Here is a 17,021-nt window from a genome sequence, read left to right as displayed (position 1 = left end):
ACTGCGAATTACATTAAGACTTTTACACGTCTCCTTTTTACGTGTTTGGTTCGTATTCAGTATATTACCCAGTATGCACCTCCAATGATTCAGGGAACATGCGTAAAGTCTGTCCACACGGCTGCGGATTCGCTTAAAGATCACTTCTCTTACTGTTCAAAAGATGAACCTCTAAGATATATTGAGCCTTACACTATCGTAACTTAAATGAAAGCGCCCTAAACATGGGGTTACAGATGGAAAAAATGTTAATTAATGCCACGCAAACTGAAGAGGTTCGCGTTGCACTTATTAAAGACAATCGTTTGTTTGACCTGGACATTGAATGCCCAGGAGAAGTAAAGAAAAAAGGTAACATTTATAAAGCGACCGTTACCCGTCGCGAGCCAAGTCTTGATGCAGTTTTCGTAGAATATGGTTCAAAACGCCAAGGTTTCTTACCTCTTAAAGAAATTGCACCTGAATATTTAAGTAAAAATCCTGATGATTTTGGCGATGATAAGCCACCTATTACTTCGTTAATTCGCGAAGGCCAGGAATTATTAATTCAGGTAGACAAAGAAGAGCGCGGAAACAAAGGTGCTGCGTTAACTACCTTTATTACCTTAGCGGGTTGTTATTTGGTATTAATGCCAAACAATCCTCGTTCGGGCGGTATTTCCAGACGGATTGAAGGGGATGAGCGTGATGAATTACGTGAAACCTTAAATGCCTTGACGCTTCCTGATGATATGGGTCTTATTATCCGTACTGCAGGCGTGGGTAAAAGCCAGGAAGAATTACAAGACGACTTAGATATGTTATGTAATCAATGGCAATCCATCAAACAAGCTTACAATACAGAATTATCACCTTGTCTAATCCATCAGGAAGGCGATGTAATTATTCGTTCTATTCGCGATAATCTGCGTAAATCAATTAGTGAAATTATTATTGATGATCAGATTTCTTACATCAAAGCAAAACAATATATTGAGCGCGTAAAGCCTGAGTTTTTACCTAATTTGAAGTTATACAATAGCAGCATTCCACTGTTTAATTTCTATCAAATTGAAAGCCAAATAGAAACAGCATACCAACGCCAAGTAATGCTACCTTCTGGTGGTGCATTGGTTATCGACAGAACTGAAGCTCTGGTTTCAATTGACGTTAACTCAGCGAAAGCTACTGGTGGTTCTGATATTGAAGCAACTGCATTCAACACTAATATTGAAGCAGCGGATGAAATTGCACGTCAGTTACGTCTGCGTGACTTAGGTGGCCTAGTGGTTATCGATTTCATCGATATGAGCTCTAGCAAAAACCAACGTGATGTTGAAAACCGCTTAAAAGAAGCATTACAAGCAGATAGAGCACGCATCCAAGTTGGTCGTATTTCTCGCTTTGGTTTATTAGAAATGTCACGTCAACGCCTAAGATTATCTTTAGGTGAAACCGCTCAAGAAGTTTGCCCTCGCTGTGAAGGCCGCGGTACTGTACGTAATATTCAATCACACGGACTTTCTATTACCCGTCTTATTGAAGAAGAAGCACTAAAGGAGAAGACCGCTGAAATACAAGTCCAGCTTCCTCCTGAAATGGCTACCTTCATTATGAATGAAAAACGCAGTTTCATCCGAGAAATTGAAAAAAGACATAGTGTTTCAGTAATGATTATTGCTAATCCTTACCTGCATTCACCTCAATATACAATTACTCGCCTGAAAGAAGATAACGTAGGTAAGACTAAAAAACCAAGTTATAGCTTAATTCAGCAACCTGAGTTACAGGTTACAAGTAATGAGCAAGAGACAGCTGTTCGCGATGAACCGGCAGTAAAACCATTTGCAGGTCATCCTACACCTAAAAACCTACATAACGGCTTGATTAAACGTTTGTGGTCAAGTTTATTTGGTGGGCCTACTGAAACATCAACAACCGCGGAACCTAGCCAAACGAAGAAAACACATCCTCGTAATCAAAACCAAGGGAAATCAAACCCCCGTGGTACAGGTGGTGAGCGTAAGCCACAACAACGTAGACGTCGTCCAAGCGGTAATCAACAGCAACGTACAGGAAATGCGGCTGCCAATCCGGGTAATGCGAATGCCGGCCAACAACCGCAGCAACAACAACGCCGCAGATCAAATACCAACCAACAAGGTTCCCGTTCTTCTGCGCCACGTGAAGGCAATAAAAAAAGAGAATCTACACCTAAAGAACAAGTCGAAAAATAATTTTTTGTTCGAATTACCGCGGTCTGACCGCGGTGATTCGGCCAAATATACGTAAGCAAGTGTCATAAATTTCCCCCCTACCATATAATCACAATGCTTGACGGTTAGGTCAAAGCACCCTATCTTTTAGATTCATTATCACTTCTTAAAGGACTAAAAATGATACCTGTAAAAGGATATGCTGCCCATGATCCCAAATCACCACTAACACCTTATGAATTTAACCGGCGTGAAGTAGGAAAAAATGATGTCTTAATCGATATTCATTATTGTGGAGTTTGCCACTCAGACATTCACCAAGTTCGTGATGAATGGGGTGGTTCTGCTTTTCCGATGGTTCCAGGACATGAAATCATTGGAACTGTGAGTAAAGTTGGTCCAGGGGTAAGCCGTTTTAAAGAAGGAGATCGTGTTGGCGTGGGTTGTTTTGTTGATTCATGCCGCAAGTGCGTTAATTGCAAAGAAGATTTAGAACAATATTGTGACGAAGGAGCAACACTGACCTATAACGGTAGAACTCGTGATGGTAGTGAGGCAACTCAAGGTGGATACTCCACAAAAATCGTTGTGGATGAAAATTATGTGTTACGCGTTCCTGAAAACTTACCGATGGATGCAGCCGCTCCCCTTCTCTGCGCGGGTATTACCTTATATTCGCCACTTAGACATTGGAATACAGGCCCTGGAAAACGTGTCGCTATCTTAGGTTTAGGTGGTTTAGGGCATATGGGAGTAAAACTCGCTCACGCAATGGGAGCTGAGGTTTCTGTGTTGAGCCATTCAATGAACAAAGAAGCTGATGCGAAACGTTTAGGAGCTGATCACTTCTATGCAACCTCCGACTCGCAAACTTTTACTAAACTAGCGAACCATTTTGATCTTATCATTTGCACAGTTTCCGCTAAATTAGATTGGACTCAATACTTAAACCTGCTAAAACGTGATGGGGCGATGGTTGTGGTCGGCGTACCATCAGATGAAATTCCAATACATGCCTTCGCTCTTATTGGTAAGCGTCTGACTTTGGCTGGTTCATTGATTGGTGGTATAAAAGAAACCCAAGAAATGCTCGATTTTTGTGGAAAACATAATATTGTTTCTGATATTGAATTAATCTCCATGCAGAAAGTTAATGAGGCGTATGAGCGCGTAGTAAAAAGTGATGTGCGTTACCGTTTTGTGATTGATATGGCCTCGCTATAAGCACTGTAGCTCATCTGTATTATGCGTAGCGGCCACACCCCCCCGTATTACGACTCCGTCTAATACGGGCTACATGTGGTGGGTAAAGGTAATTAAGGTACGACGTTTGGACTAGCTCCAAATAAACTCATAACCAGCATAATAATAAAGATGACAATAAACAAAAAGAATAAGACTTTAGCTATATTTGTAGCAGTTGAAGCAACACCTCTAAAACCGAATAAACCTGCAACAATTGCAATCAGCAAGAATATGACCGCCCAATGTAACATAACAATCTCCTTATTAATTACACAATAGGTGCTAAAGGTTCGCGCCAATTGTTTGATACAGCATCATAATATGCTTTTTAAGTATAGATTATTTTGAGCGGCGGGTTGCAATAACTACTCAGCAGCAATTGGATTGACTCCGATATTGGGATTAATGCCACAATCATCAAGAATCTTGAGTAAATTATTACCTTTTTTAGTGAAACGATTAATACAATACTCAGTTAGATAACTTTTTAAAATATAATAATAATCATCCAACATTAAAATATGGAGTATTTTCTCCGCTCGTTCTAAGTGCTTGATTTGACTAAATTCACAAGCTTGAAATAACACCCCACCCAACATCGCAGCAATACTTGCCTTTCGTTGAGGATTTGCCAAATAAAAACGTTGTATGCATTCATCCAACGCACGATCTTTGTCCCATTCCACCCATTCATCATAGAGTTTCATCGCAGGTGCTGGATTAAAGGCATTTTGCGTAATAATTCCTTGAATGGCATAAGCGACAGGGACTATAGCTTGTATATTGGCCCAAGAACAGTTCCCAGCAATCTGAGGACTAATTGGCATGCGTGCGACAGGAATTAAGCCTAACTGCTGATTAATTTGCTGATGGAAATAACGTCGGCTTTGCTTCTTATACATAAAATTTTGTAAGAAGTTTAAGTTAATTGCTTCAGGACGGGTAATTTGATAAATATTAACCGTGCCTTCTTTTGTACTATTTTCACCCCGATCTATTTTTGCCCACCACTGCCCAAAACGGATAAAACCCATGGCATGTCCTCGGCTTGCTGCAGGAAGAATCAACATGGGCGCCTGTAATATTTGCTGCATGCGGGCAAAATGCTGATCTTGTAACATGGGAATATGTTGGAATTGTAACAACTCTGCCGCATCATTAAAGGCATCAATAATTACATACAATAGAGGAAAATAATCGCGTAAATGGCGCGTTGAATAGCTGCTGGTAAACCGTCTTAAGGAGTCTTTAAGTACAGCAACGGTAAACTCCAGCATAAAGCCTTCATAATCCAACTCAATAAATTCGCCTTGAGCATTGACTATATCGACGTCACCTTGTAATTCAAAACGATGACCTAAAAGCTTGCCATTGATGAAATCTAAAGCAAAATCAAGTCGCGCACCGTATTGATATAATAGATGTTTTAATGGATCTTGGCCACGCAGTACAGGATATACCAAGATGGAAAGCCCGCTGCGGGTATACGCATTGGCATTAGCACCATGTTCTAATAATAAACGCACCATATCCATGTCATTATTATCAACAGCCCAGTGCAGAGGCGTATTCCCAGCCACATCGAGTCCGTTCACATCAACTTTACGTGCAAGCAATTGTGCTGCAATTTTAGGTTGACGGGTGATGGCACATTCAATAAGTGGCGTAAAACCATATTCGTCAATATCGTCTAAAGAATCGCCAGCGCGTACATAAGCATCAAAATCAGGCATGCGATGACTGATAATGTCATTAGCAATCGTCATTAGTAAGGCCCTCTAGGTGTAGGTGCATTACTATATTTAGGCATGTTCCCCAAGCGTAATTGCTTCTCTTTTTCTTGCTCACGGCGCTTATTATCATATTCGCGGCGCGCTTCACTATTTAGCGGAGGTTCCGGATTAACATTCGGATCAATTCCATCAAAACGCGGATTATTTAGATAAGGATGTTGAAGCATACCGTTATCTGCTGCTTCTTCAGGGGTATCCCCAATATTATCATTGGTGTTATGTTCACGTGCATTGACACGAGCTATTCTGCGTTCGCCATCTTGTTCCATAAGGCGCCTTCTGCGCTCCATATCTTTGGTTTCGGCGGCAAAATAACTACTCTCAACCCTTCGGGTTGTGGGCAAATTGGTGTCTGGAATCGTTACTTTAGTGCTCATAATTACTGAGTATATACCTAAAAAAACTTTATGGCTAATTGCAGTACATTCTGTTAAATGTATCTGGTGTTAAGCAAAATGTCACTATTAACTTAATGTGGGCGTCGGCTGTCTTTTTCAAGATGTTGCTGGTAATTAAATTTTTCACGCTGTCGCCTCTGGATTGCTTCGCTGCGCTCGCAATTGCGAGCGCAGCGAAGCAATCAGGGGAGCGAAGTGAGGAGTTATCCTCTCGCTACAAATATTCCCTTTGCAGAATCTCCGCAATTTGCACCGCATTAGATGCAGCGCCCTTACGGATATTATCCGCAACCACCCACAAATTTAATCCATTGGGATGAGAGAGATCTTCACGAATACGGCCGACAAATACATCATCATGCCCTACTGCATTTTTTAGCACCGTGGGGTAGCTGGCTTTAGCGGGATTATCAACTACCTGAACCCCGGGAGCTTTAGAAAGAAGAGCACGTGCCTCAGTCGCAGACATGGGGCGTTTTAACTCCACATGAATTGCCTCTGAATGACCATAAATCACCGGTACACGCACCGCAGTTGGATTCACTAAAATCTCTGCATCTTCCATAATTTTGCGTGTTTCCCAAACCATCTTCATTTCTTCACGGGTATATCCGTTATCTTCAAATTGGTCAATGTGAGGAATCGCATTAAAGGCGATCTGCTGGGGATAAACACCAACTTTCCCTGGTCGGCCATTGAGCAAATCCCCTACTTGTGAAATAAGCTCACTAATTGCTTTTTTCCCAGTACCAGAAACTGATTGGTAAGTAGCTACATTAATTCGTGAAATCCCTGCTGCATCATAAAGCGGTTTTAGCGCAACCACCATTTGAATCGTGGAGCAATTAGGATTCGCAATAATGTTTCTATTTCGATAATCTGCAATACGGTGTGGATTAACCTCAGGAACCACTAGAGGAATGTCCTCTTCATAACGAAAGCATGAACTGTTATCAATAACAATACAACCTGCTGCCGCAGCCTTAGGAGCATACTCTTTAGATACCGCACCCCCCGCAGAAAACAAAGCAATATCTGCCTGGCTAAAATCGAATTCAGCTAAATCCAAAACATCGAATTGTTGCTTATTAAACGTAATGGTCTTACCCACTGAACGAGAACTAGCTAAAGGATAAAGGTTCCTAATTGGAAGCTGACGCTCTTCTAAAACAGTTAGAAAGGTTTCGCCAACAGCCCCCGTAACACCTACTATAGCTACATTTAATTCTATGCTCATTATGCCCTCTTTTATTGTATTGCCTTTTGCCGTAGATAATGGTCCATCAGCACTAATGCCATCATTGCCTCAGCGATAGGCACTGCTCTAATTCCCACGCAGGGATCATGGCGCCCCTTAGTCACAACAGCCACCTCTTCGCCAGAAACATTCATTGTTTTGCCTGGAGTGGTAATACTCGAGGTGGGTTTTAAAGCCATACTGACTTCTATATTTTGCCCAGTAGAAATCCCACCTAAAATTCCACCCGCATTATTACTTAAAAAACCTTCTTTTGACATTTGATCGCGATGAACAGAACCTAACTGGTTAACCGCGGTAAAACCTGCCCCAATCTCAACACCTTTGACTGCATTAATCGACATCATAGCAAAAGCTAAGGTCGCATCCAGTTTATCAAATACCGGATCTCCCAAGCCTACCGGCACATTTTTGGCAACAACCTTAACTCGGGCACCAACCGAATCACCTTGCCGACGCAAACGATCAATATACTCTGCCAGTGCTTCAATCTGTTGATTATTCGGGCAGAAAAATGGATTATTATTAATTTCCTGCTCATGATCAAAATGCAAGACTAAATCACCCATTTGCTCCAGATAACCAACAATCTCCACTTGCAAATGGCGCTGTAAATACAAGCGCGCAATCGCACCAGCAGCAACTCGAGCTGCGGTTTCACGCGCGGAAGAACGTCCGCCGCCGCGATAATCACGATGGCCATATTTATGGTGATAAGTAAAATCAGCATGACCAGGGCGAAACAGCTCCTTTATTTCCTCATAATCACGTGAACGCTGATCCATATTTGGGATCAATAAAGCAATTGGTGTTCCGGTCGTTTTTCCTTCAAAAACACCGGAAAGAATTTGCACCTTATCGTCTTCTCTCCGTTGCGTGGTGTATTTAGACTGCCCCGGTTTACGCTTATCTAAAAAAGGCTGGATATCCTCCTCGCGTAATTCCATGCCTGGAGGACAACCATCGACAATACACCCAATAGCCGGGCCATGACTTTCACCAAAGGTTGTGACGGTAAATAAGCTTCCAAAGGTATTACCTGACATTGAAGTATTCGTCCAATTGCTGTTTCGTTAACAAGAACACCCCTTGCCCGCCATGACTCATATCCAACCAGGTAAATGGAACATGTGGATAAGCATCATTTAGTATTTCTTCACTGTTACCCACTTCCACAACTAAAATTCCATGGTCACTAAGGTATTCATGAGCATTTCTTAAGATGTCTTCTACAATGGCCAAACCGTTATTTCCTGTCTCTAAAGCCAACACTGGTTCATGTCGAAACTCATCCGGTAAGGTCTGCATTTCTTCCTTACCAACATAAGGAGGATTACTCACAATTAAATCATAGCGGGCCTTAGGCACTTTGGCGAAACAATCCGATTCAATTAGAGTAAGTTGCTCGTCAACACCAAGCTCTTCACAATTGATGGCAGCAACGGCCAGTGCTTCGCTAGAAATATCTACTGCATCAACCTGAGCTTCAGGGAAGGCATAACAGCAAGCGATGGCAATACAACCACTTCCCGTACATAAATCCAATATGCGGCCAACTTTGTCCGCCTCAATCCAAGGAGTAAATTGCTGATTAATCAATTCAGCTATAGGAGAGCGAGGAATTAATACGCGCTCATCCACATAAAATGGCAAATCACAAAAATAAGCTTCTTTAATTAAATAAGGAACAGGAACACGTTGATTAATTCGTTTCTCCAATTGTTCACATAAGAATTTTTTTTCACTAGTCGTCAGGCGACCATTTAATAGCATCGGATCAATATCATAAGGAAGAGATAAACTTCTCAATATTAAAGATCGCATGTCGTCCCAGGCATTGTCTGTGCCATGGCCATAATACAATTGTGCGTCAATAGCACAAGACAAACTAAAACGTAAAAAATCCAAAACTGTTGATAATTCTTCCGTTTCTTTAAGAATATAATTACTCATTCCTACTCCATGTTACTAGGATGTGGCTGTTATGCAGAAAAGATACAGATTGTACCTCGTAAATCTGGCATTTTGAAGGATCTTAAGTATACTTCAGGCATAACTCTCAAATATTGATAAAAATGGTTGATGACTTTCTGTCTGATGAAGACAAAGCCTTGTTTCGCGAACACATGCGTAGCGTCAAACCATTAAATGAAAAGAGCAAGCGGGTAAAGACCGAATCAGTCTCCAAGCCCCCTATTCCACGGAAAAAAAGAATAGAACCCATAATTGAAGAAAGAACCGAATATTATTTATCAGATACCATCCAAGAGACGGTTTTGTCACAAACCACCTTGTCTTATGCTCAATCGGGATTAACTAATCAGCGTTTCAAAGAACTAAAAAATGGCAAGATCCCCTGGGAAGGTCGTTTAGATTTACATGGATTAAAAGCGGATAACGCACGCGATTTATTGTGCCGATTTATTCATAGCCAAGCAGAAAATGGCAAACGGTGCCTTTTAATTATTCACGGCAAAGGTGGTCATCTGGGAGCACCGCCTGTTATTAAAAATTTAGTTAACCGTTGGTTACCTCAATTAGATGATGTGCTTGCCTTTCATAGCGCTCAGCCCAAAGATGGTGGGACGGGAGCTGTTTATGTGTTATTAAAAAGAAACAGGCTCTAAACACTTGAATTTTTTATACGCATCCCCATTAATCAGCTATAAATTTGCGAAACAAACTCCTTTACTTGCGTTAACACCGTATTCTGAGGATAATTCGCTTCATTATTAAAAATCATGAGTACAACATGGAACAATTAGGTCAATTTATTACAAATCACTGGCAACTGTGGCTCCTTTTCATCATCGTGTTATTTCTAACTTTCCTTAATGAATTAATCACACAAAAGAAAAAAGCGAAACAACTATCACCACAAGCAGCAGTTGATCTAATCAATAACGAAAATGCCGTAGTAATCGACTTGCGCGACAAAGAAGCCTTTAAAAAAGGACATATCATTGACGCAATTCATGCTAAAAATGACGATTTCGAACAACAAAAAATGGATAAGTACAAAAATCAACCCATTATTTTAGTTTGTGAACGTGGCTTACAATCTCCAGCCATCGCAACTAAAATAAGCGCTCAAGGTTATAAACCTTCGGTACTCAACGGTGGAATGAATGCCTGGCTAAATGCTGACTTGCCCATCGTAAAAGGGAAGTAATTATGGCTGAGGTTATTATCTATACCACCGGTTATTGTCCTTACTGCATCAGAGCCAAGGACCTTCTAAACAGGAAAAATGCTGCATTTACAGAAATTCGTGTGGATTTACAGCCCGAACTTCGTGAAGAAATGATGCAAAAAAGTAACAGGCATACAGTACCTCAGATATTCATTAATGGTCATCATGTTGGTGGCTGCGATGATTTGCATGCCCTGGAAGCTCAGGGAAAATTAGATCAATTACTAAGAGGATAGAAACATCATGGCTGAACAAGCAAACCAAGAACAACAAAACCTTGAAACTCAATTCATGATCCAACGCGTTTATGTTAAAGATTTATCCTTTGAAACGCCAAATACTCCTGCCGTATTCCAACAACAATGGGAACCTGAGTTAACTCTTGATATTAATACTACGTCAAACCAATTAGAAGCTGGTGTTTTCGAAGTAGTTTTAACCGTAACTGCTACTGTAAACAACCAAAAAGAAGTTGCATTCTTGGTTGAAGTGAAACAAGCTGGTATTTTCACTATTCAAGGCGCTCCAACTGAGCAGTTAGACCATTTGCTTAATAGTTTCTGCCCAAGCATTCTATTCCCTTATGCTCGTGAAGCAATTACATCACAAGTTATTCGTGGCAGCTTCCCACAACTCGTATTAGCGCCAATTAATTTTGATGCTTTGTACATGCAACAACTTGCAGAAAAACAACAAAGCGCCCAAACTCAAGAAGAATCTACTACTCACTAAGACATATGGATAAAAAAACTATTGCCATATTAGGTGCCGGCTCATGGGGCACCGCTGTTGCAATTCATTTATCCCAGATAGGGCATCGTGTTTTGCTATGGGCGCATAACCCTGCGCACGTAGCCCTTATGGCTAAAGAAAAAGCTAATTCTCGTTATTTACCTGATATTGGTTTCCCGCAGACTTTAATTCCGGTTGATGATTTAAGCCAATGCATGCGCGAGGCAGACCATGTCATTGTTGCCGTTCCTTCCCATGCATTTGCCGAGATTCTTTCTAAAATCAATAAACCTACGGCAGCTCAAGGCCTGGCCTGGATTACTAAAGGAATTGATCCCCAAAGCCATTTACTACTCAGCCAATTAGTCGAACAACGTTTTGGCCCAGATTTACCAGTTGCCATGATTAGTGGCCCGTCATTTGCCAAAGAAGTAGCTCGTTTTTTGCCAACTGCATTGACTCTTGCCGGAAATAATTTAGCGTTTCAAAAAAGTATTCGCGCATTACTTCATCATAATAATATTCGTGTTTATCTCAGCGACGACTTAATTGGCTTACAAGTCTGTGGTGCGGTTAAAAACGTATTGGCGATTGGTTGTGGGATTAGTGATGGTTTAGGTTATGGGGCAAATGCTAAAGCAGCTCTGATTACTCGCGGCTTAGCAGAAATGAGTCGTTTAGGCCTAAGCTTAGGTGCGAACGCCGATACGTTCCTAGGATTAGCAGGTGTAGGCGACCTGGTATTAACATGTACAGATGATCAATCTCGTAATCGTCGTTTTGGCTTGCTTCTAGGCAAAAATACCAGTATAAGTGAAGCAGAGAAACAAATTGGTCAAGTTGTAGAAGGAAAAAGTAACGCTGCACAAGTGTGTTTTCTAGCCCAACAAAACCGAATTGAAATGCCCATTTGTGAGCATATTAACGCACTGCTACAAGGGAACGTTAGTGTTAAAGAGGCTGTTAATAGTTTAATGAGCCGTCCCCCCAGGGAAGAATAACTCATTATTAAATGATTTGCTCCTGGGGTTGTATTATGAATGCTAAATTAGAAGAAACTCTTTTTTGTTTGCATCAGTCTGTCCTTAAAAAAGTAAGTGCCATTGAACTCACTGTGGCTAATGCTGACTTATTAAAATTGCTTTTAGAGCTTCTCTGCGAAGAAAATTTACTATCTCATCCGAACATGCCCAGTTTGCTTTATCTGTTAAATCAACCAGAATTACCAATGTTGATTAGCTATATTGTGGATTTGGATTGTGTTGATGCATCACCAACCTCACCTAAAGGTTCATTCTTCGCCCAGGCAATAATCAACAGACAACAGGCTAGTTGTGTTAATTTGCTGCGGAATGTAGCGTCAGTCAAGAATAATGATACTCGCTTATGGGAAGATGCTAATGGCCTATTACAAAATGCGCTGTTAATTTATCCTTGTATTCATAAGCAATCTAATGAAAATACGGGTTACTGTATCTTTTGTTAGCCCTAATATTGGCTTCGTTACACTAGCTACAGCGACCATAGCAACTGTCTTGAATTAAAATTCAGGACGGTTGCTATGGTCATTAACGCACGTCGACTAATTCAATGTCTGCGGCACTTAGAGTCTCTCCTAAAAATATTTCACCAACAGACTGAAAGCGTTTAATTGAATCAGTTACTAAATAATTAACGCTTGCAGCCGCAGATGAATCATTAAGTAATTTTTTCTGCTCCAGTAAAGCGCACAATGAATGGGCCGTTGCATGGGCCGAATCAACAATAGTAACCCCTTTTGGCAATAAATCGGTTAATAATGATTTAAATACTGGGAAATGCGTACAGCCAAGCAATACGGTGTCTTCATCCTTAAAACCATCTAAATAATGTTTTAGCGCTTCACGAGCTACCTGATTATCCGTCATTCCCTCTTCTGCCAACGCCACTAAAACACTACATGCACGTGTACTAATTACAGCATCAGGCAACTGTTGTACGATAAGCTCTTGATATGCTTTAGACGCAATCGTCGTTTCCGTAGCTAAAACAGCAACACGCTGATTTTTGGTGGCAGCAACAACAGCTTGAGCTCCTGGCATAACCACCCCGAGCACGGGCATATCAGGCAACATGGATTGCAAATAAGGCAACGCGGCAGTTGTTGCCGTATTACAAGCAATTACCAAGGCTTTAATTCGCCGCTCTACAAGTAACTTCGCCATTTGCATCGCATATTGTTTTACGGTATCCGGGCTCTTGGTACCATAAGGAAGGCGAGCAGTATCACCTAAATAAATAAATGACTCTTGAGGTAAGCATTCTTTCAATACACGTAAAACGGTCAGTCCCCCCATCCCTGAATCAAATACCCCAATAGCTAATTGATTAGAATCCAATTATATCCCCTTTATTATTTAGGCCAAAATAAGTCCATTTTAGCTAGAATAGTATAGAAATAGCAACTCAGGCTAGAACTCACAACAATTACGGCATTTTACGGCTAGATTAAGATCCCGCGGCCAAACCGCGGGAAATTGAATAAATAGGATTAAGAATGAGAACTAGGACGCCTTTCCTGTTCCGCTTCCGTCTCTGCGGACACCCCGTGTGTTTTTACCCTCTCTTCCCTGTTCGTATTTACGGTGCTTCTATAAAGCTGGCTTGTTTCTTTCATTTGCTCTTCAGACTTAGGCGTTCCTTTTCGATTCAAGCGATCAGAAGCATGCTCTTTTGATGCCTCAATTGCTGAATTAACACTCTCACTATGTTTTTTAAACACGGTTTCATAAAGAGAGCTTTTAGAAAAGTTACTCCATCCCCAGCCTAATTGAGCTTTCGGATTAAAGATATGGTCATTAACCACTCTGATTGCATCTGGACCAAACTTCATATTAGGTGTCTTTTCACCAAGAACAACCAAAGCAGTCCATATGTACTTTAATTGTTCTTCATTTGCTCCACGCAAACGCAGAGGGTTATCTTTACTTGGTGGTCTATCCATCGTAGCAAGAAGCTGAGTGGCCACTACCATAGCATAATCAACTTTCGCTTTTTCAAGCAGTACAGGGTCTGTTGGACTTCCTTCTTGATAATCCGGGAATTTCTCAACAGTAACACATCCAGCATTCGCTCTATGTATTCCCCGATCTGTAGCTGTTGTGGGAACGCTTTTGCTCGTATCATAAGTAAAACGACTTTCAATTGTAACTATCTGGCTCCGATCACTCGTCTGTGGGCGTTTCTGAACTATATCAAAATAATGTACTTGCGAACTTCCTAGCGGATCTGCAAGTTGAAACTTAGCTGCTGCACCTGGATCTTGGCTATCAATAGCGACCCTCTGACTATTATCTGGATTGACCCCACCTTCTTGAATAGCCAATGCGCTTAATTCATCCCGAGTAACAACTCCGCTGGTAATCTCGGCACGATTATAAAACCAATAAGGACGCTGCTTTACTCGATGAATCATATCGAGGATACCATCAGGGCCCTCAATGCGCTCTTTTATTTGCCCATATTTCTCTAATTGTTGATCAATTTGAGCTAGTTGAGTCTGCAATTTATTTTTCAATGCCTCAACTTTAGCTCCTACTGTGGCTTGAGCTATTTCAACCGAATCAGGTAAAGCATCAATCATACTTTTTAATCGAGCATGATCATGTCTTAGCTCGTCCATTTTGGCGTCACAATTTTTTGCCAAAGCCGCGTATTTTTCTCTTAAACTTTCTCCTGGTTTCGACTTTTTCTCTTGTTCTCTAATATGAAGATTGTTTATATGTATTTCTTTGACATCAAAAACAAACTTTGCGCTATCAAGATGCTTACCAATCTTTTCTTGAGCTTGTTGCATTTTCGCTAAGATTTTTTCTACGTTGCTTACTGCCTTTATTGCCTCTTCAGGTCTTTGCTCCGTGCACGCATTTTTTACGAGATCAGCTTGCATCTGATGAAACAATGTGGGCGAGATTGCTTGATCTAAAGATGCTTTAAATTGCTTTTTCGCTGTTTCTGTTAATCCTGTACTTCCCATACTAACACATACATCGATAAAAAGTTCTCGGTCGGCAAAGTTTAATACTTGCCTTTGCAAAGCCATAAATGCTTCAGGTTTTTGAGGAAGAGTGCCCTGTGAAAGAGGAAGGGCCAGCATAGCTCCCAAAAAATCTTTATTAATAGCACTATCTTCATCCTGATATGCATTAAAGAGCTCTTGATACTTTTTATTATGCTCATGGATTGCTTTGGCAAATCCATGGGTATCATTTTTAGTTAACCCATCATCGGCAAGTCCAAAGGCTCGGTTAAATGCCACTTCATGCTCCGCTCCTGCAACAGCACAAATAACCTTTATCTCAGCAACCATCTGTATATAACTGGCTTCATCATTCCAATCCTTCCTTGCCAACGTCGCATTGATCTCCTCAATTTGCTCTTCGGTTAAGTCAACTGGATATCTGGCAGCCAATACCTTATAAATTCCAGGATTCTGAATTTGTTTCGATAAAGCACGTTGTGCAGAAGAGTCTAATACCGCTTGTAAATCAGCTTCATCTGCTTCAGGCATATAGTGTTTAAGCACACTTATATCCTGCGCATTCACTAAGTGTTTTATAATAGCCATTCGTTCTTGGTCGCGGTCATTTCGAAGCAGTAATTTCTCTTGCGCCTCGACACTCATATTGGAAAACGCATCAACCAAACTCTTATGTGCTCCGGGTCCGGGTACACCAGCAACAAATGCCACCACCCGCTCGAACGCTCTAGTACGCGCCAATTGGCGTATCTCATCCATTTTTTCTCGATTTTCACCAGCAAAAAGAGCATCTACCATATTAGATACTTGCTCTTTCGCTTGGTTTTTTGCAGTCTCATCGGTTAGATCCAAACCAGGAAAAATTTCGGTAAGAGCAGCATCGGTGGTTTTTCTGTCTTTTATAACCTTTTTAAACGCATCGTCAGATTGAGATGCTAGAGCAATCAACTCATTAAAATCCTCCCCGTGCCCTCTGATTTCTTGGGCGATAACTGAAATCATTTGCGCAGCCATTTGCTTTTTGCATTCGGTCATGAATTGCGGGGTAGCCACTTGGTCAATATAAGCATGAGCAGGGAACAGTTTTTTTAATTCGGCGCGAAACGCAACGTCTGTGTCCGCCATAAATAGTTGATCCAAAGCCTCACCCCTTTGGATACGGCGAGCTACAGCCAGCTTCAAATAACGTTCGCCTAACTGCTCTCTAAGCGCATTAACATCATCAGAATTTAGATCGCCTTTATGAGCGCTATATGGGCTTGCATCATCAGGCAAATCAGTGCGGAAATTGGCTTCATCTGCCATCAAAAGAGGCGCCATCCGCAAAACCTCGGCGTCACTTAGATCATTAAAATATTGGGTATAATCATCAAATACAGCGACCACTGATAATTCTTTTTGACGTGCGCGAACTCGTTCTTCCACTAAGCCCCAGATGCGCTCCCTCTCGATCAGACCAGCCTGCTCGTTAGGAAAGCCAGGTAAAGCTTTTATTTCATCATCAAAATCAAAAGCCGTTTTAGCAATTAATCGCTCTAATACATCGAGATCCACATCTTCTATTGCCAATAAAACCCAACGAGCTACTGCGTCTTGTTGAATATCGACTAAAGCCTCATCAGTTAAAACATTATCTTTTGACGGTTTTTTCGGATCCCAACCAGCTCCCACTGCAATCTTAGGTTCAATACCTGCAAGATATTCTCTTAAGGTATCGGAATTGTTTTGCATAATTCCCAACAAGACATCTCGATCGTCCACTGTATTCAAACTAAGTTTAACGCGCTGGGCAGCTGCCTCTTGATGGAGCTTAACAAAGTTAAATGAATCCCTTGGATTTAAAAAATCATCTGACTCGTAATATTCCCAGGCATCATAGTGGACAAGACCGAAACCAGAATTCGCCCATTCTTCAGCGTCATCAAAAATGTCCCAGGTCTCTGCATGTGCAGCTACCGCTGCCATGAACTTGTTAGTGTCTTTAGGATCTACGGCTAATAAATCATCAAATGCAGCTAATAATTTCGTCTTGGCAGGTTCATCTAAACTAGCCCATTGTGGGTTATTCAACATATTCCACAACTCTTTATTTTTAGCCATAGTCACACTCCGAAAACCATTATGTATTCATTTTAAACTTAAATTATTAATTTAACCTTAAATTACTAGAAAAGCCTCATTTTTATTGA

The 17,021-nt window shown here is 41.1% G+C and carries 16 protein-coding genes; 8 read left to right on the top strand and 8 right to left on the bottom strand.

Annotation, left to right across the window (positions count from 1 at the left end; all coding sequences use genetic code 11):
• Positions 1-236: 236 nt before the first annotated feature.
• Positions 237-2,216 carry an Rne/Rng family ribonuclease gene (locus J2N86_RS04525; RefSeq protein ID WP_252581184.1) on the top strand — a complete coding sequence of 660 codons (1,980 nt, stop codon included), beginning with the start codon at positions 237-239 and terminating at the stop codon, positions 2,214-2,216.
• 159 nt (positions 2,217-2,375) lie between these two features.
• Positions 2,376-3,419, top strand: a complete 1,044-nt coding sequence (locus tag J2N86_RS04520; RefSeq protein WP_252581183.1) for an NAD(P)-dependent alcohol dehydrogenase — start codon at positions 2,376-2,378, stop codon at positions 3,417-3,419.
• A 92-nt stretch (positions 3,420-3,511) separates the two neighbouring features.
• Here the strand turns inward: J2N86_RS04520 and J2N86_RS04515 are convergent, their stop codons facing one another.
• From J2N86_RS04515 to prmB, 6 genes are all read right to left on the bottom strand, one after another.
• Positions 3,512-3,691 (bottom strand): DUF1328 domain-containing protein, encoded by a 180-nt coding sequence (locus J2N86_RS04515; RefSeq protein WP_252581182.1) that lies wholly within the window; start codon positions 3,689-3,691, stop codon positions 3,512-3,514.
• A 114-nt stretch (positions 3,692-3,805) separates the two neighbouring features.
• Positions 3,806-5,206, bottom strand: coding sequence for a Dot/Icm T4SS effector AnkH/LegA3 (gene ankH / locus J2N86_RS04510; RefSeq protein WP_252581181.1), 1,401 nt, complete (start codon positions 5,204-5,206; stop codon positions 3,806-3,808).
• A complete protein-coding gene (locus J2N86_RS04505) occupies positions 5,206-5,610 on the bottom strand; it encodes a hypothetical protein (RefSeq protein WP_252581180.1) in 405 nt (134 codons plus the stop codon). Before J2N86_RS04505 ends, ankH begins: the two co-directional genes overlap by 1 nt.
• A 235-nt stretch (positions 5,611-5,845) precedes the next feature.
• A complete protein-coding gene (locus J2N86_RS04500) occupies positions 5,846-6,868 on the bottom strand; it encodes an aspartate-semialdehyde dehydrogenase (RefSeq protein WP_252581179.1) in 1,023 nt (340 codons plus the stop codon).
• 11 nt (positions 6,869-6,879) lie between these two features.
• On the bottom strand, positions 6,880-7,935 hold the full coding sequence (gene aroC, locus J2N86_RS04495; protein ID WP_252581178.1) for a chorismate synthase: 1,056 nt from the start codon (positions 7,933-7,935) through the stop codon (positions 6,880-6,882).
• Complete coding sequence (gene prmB, locus J2N86_RS04490) at positions 7,925-8,842, bottom strand: 50S ribosomal protein L3 N(5)-glutamine methyltransferase (protein ID WP_252581177.1); 918 nt, start codon at positions 8,840-8,842, stop codon at positions 7,925-7,927. Before prmB ends, aroC begins: the two co-directional genes overlap by 11 nt.
• Before the next feature lie 122 nt (positions 8,843-8,964).
• Between prmB and J2N86_RS04485 the strand changes: the two genes are divergently transcribed.
• The 6 genes from J2N86_RS04485 to J2N86_RS04460 all read left to right on the top strand — a co-directional run bounded on the left by J2N86_RS04485 (position 8,965) and on the right by J2N86_RS04460 (position 12,300).
• Positions 8,965-9,516, top strand: coding sequence for a Smr/MutS family protein (locus J2N86_RS04485; protein ID WP_252581176.1), 552 nt, complete (start codon positions 8,965-8,967; stop codon positions 9,514-9,516).
• Positions 9,517-9,641: 125 nt separating this feature from the next.
• The gene (locus tag J2N86_RS04480) at positions 9,642-10,061 is read left to right on the top strand and encodes a rhodanese-like domain-containing protein (RefSeq protein WP_252581175.1); all 420 of its coding nucleotides are present in this window, start codon (positions 9,642-9,644) and stop codon (positions 10,059-10,061) included.
• Between the two features lie 2 nt (positions 10,062-10,063).
• Positions 10,064-10,318 (top strand): glutaredoxin 3, encoded by a 255-nt coding sequence (gene grxC / locus J2N86_RS04475; protein WP_252581174.1) that lies wholly within the window; start codon positions 10,064-10,066, stop codon positions 10,316-10,318.
• A 7-nt stretch (positions 10,319-10,325) separates the two neighbouring features.
• Positions 10,326-10,814 carry a protein-export chaperone SecB gene (secB, locus tag J2N86_RS04470; RefSeq protein ID WP_252581173.1) on the top strand — a complete coding sequence of 163 codons (489 nt, stop codon included), beginning with the start codon at positions 10,326-10,328 and terminating at the stop codon, positions 10,812-10,814.
• Between the two features lie 5 nt (positions 10,815-10,819).
• A complete protein-coding gene (locus tag J2N86_RS04465) occupies positions 10,820-11,815 on the top strand; it encodes an NAD(P)H-dependent glycerol-3-phosphate dehydrogenase (RefSeq protein ID WP_252581172.1) in 996 nt (331 codons plus the stop codon).
• A 35-nt stretch (positions 11,816-11,850) separates the two neighbouring features.
• Positions 11,851-12,300: a hypothetical protein gene (locus tag J2N86_RS04460; RefSeq protein WP_252581171.1), complete on the top strand. Its 450-nt coding sequence runs from the start codon at positions 11,851-11,853 to the stop codon at positions 12,298-12,300.
• 82 nt (positions 12,301-12,382) lie between these two features.
• On the opposite strand, the gene murI is transcribed toward J2N86_RS04460, so the two are convergent.
• Entirely contained in the window at positions 12,383-13,192 is an 810-nt protein-coding gene (murI, locus tag J2N86_RS04455; protein ID WP_252581170.1) for a glutamate racemase, read from the bottom strand.
• A gap of 152 nt (positions 13,193-13,344) precedes the next feature.
• On the bottom strand, positions 13,345-16,932 hold the full coding sequence (locus J2N86_RS04450) for a hypothetical protein (protein WP_252581169.1): 3,588 nt from the start codon (positions 16,930-16,932) through the stop codon (positions 13,345-13,347).
• Between the last annotated feature and the right edge of the window lie 89 nt (positions 16,933-17,021).

It is taken from the genome of Legionella lytica, assembly GCF_023921225.1.
GTDB classification, from domain to species: domain Bacteria; phylum Pseudomonadota; class Gammaproteobacteria; order Legionellales; family Legionellaceae; genus Legionella; species Legionella lytica.
The sequence above is the reverse complement of the archived record's forward strand: the minus strand, read 5'-3'. Positions and strand labels throughout refer to the sequence as shown.